The organism is Endozoicomonas sp. SESOKO2, from assembly GCF_024606245.1.
In the GTDB taxonomy this organism is placed as follows: Bacteria; Pseudomonadota; Gammaproteobacteria; order Pseudomonadales; family Endozoicomonadaceae; genus Endozoicomonas_A.
Genome location: NZ_JAHHPQ010000366.1, coordinates 1 through 1,139, shown reverse-complemented (window position 1 = coordinate 1,139; position 1,139 = coordinate 1). Strand labels below are relative to the sequence as shown.

General features: G+C 50.6%; 1 protein-coding gene. It reads left to right on the top strand.

Features of this window, described 5'->3' with window-relative positions:
- Positions 1-26: 26 nt before the first annotated feature.
- A partial coding sequence (locus KDK17_RS08130) for a hypothetical protein (RefSeq protein WP_257287812.1) occupies positions 27-1,139 on the top strand: 1,113 nt, incomplete at its 3' end.

The following is a 1,139-nucleotide window of genomic DNA, read 5'->3' as shown; positions in this document are numbered from 1 at the left end:
ATGCCTGTGATTGTTCCTGGGACAAAGTGTGTGAAAAGATCCAGACGGCAAAAGTACATGGCGGCATCGTAGTGATTTCAGAAATGAATTTGATCGACAGTCAGCATCTGGAAGGTGAGTTAAACGACATTCTGGCCGGTGACGCCCACCCGGGCTTCCACCTGTTTGCCACCATCAACCCACCGCAGTACAGCGGGCGAAAACCGTTATCACCGGCGCTGAAAGGACGTTTTCGTCATTTGCCCATCCGGCAGTACAGTCCGTCAGAATTGCAGGCCATTGCCAGGAAAGTGTTGCCAGAGACCCAACAGGGGAAAATCATCGCTGAACAACTGACTATGCAACATTGTCGTTTGAGGGCTTATCTGCAACAGAAAAACCTGCCGTTGCAGCCGACCAGTCTCGATTTACAGAATGTCGCCAGGGCTGTTATCAGAGGGGGTGATTTTACCGAAGAAGGACTACAGCAATGCCTCAATCAGCACTACCGGCTTTACCTCATGGCCGCCAGGAAATCACTGGAGGAACTACCAGAGTCATCGGCTCTTACCGTCAACAACGGTGAGCTTGATTCCGGACTCTGCCATTGGTTCAACCAGACGGTATCGGGCATTGATCGTCCGTGGTTGATACGACGCGATGATTTCAACAGTCTGGATGAAAAACGCCATAAAATTTGTATCAAGGCTGATCTGAATGAAGAGGAAGCCAGAACCGAAATCATCAAGAGACTGGCTCAGGGCCGTTGGCAGGCATCCGGTCTTTTCCTCAAACCGGATCAGTCAGACAACATTCTCACTCAGGCACTTTACCGACACTGGCAGCAACGCTGGTTTGATCGTGAGTTTGGCCCGATGAGCGTGGATGCTAATAGCGTGTTTCCCCTGACGAAAGAACAGGAACAAACACTGAAATTAACCGCTTCCCAGCCTTATCTTCAGAAGACTGATCAGCGGATAGACGCATGGAATGCCCGTGACGTTCAACTATGGCCTGCGTTTTGGCATCAGATTTGTCATCAGATAAGTGCTCTGGAGAACCATCGGGTTGACAGTAGTATTAACAAAGGGTCAGCTGCTGGCGGTGATAACGCTCCTGAACCATACGATCCGGAAGTCCACGAGAAAGAGGCTCCGGCA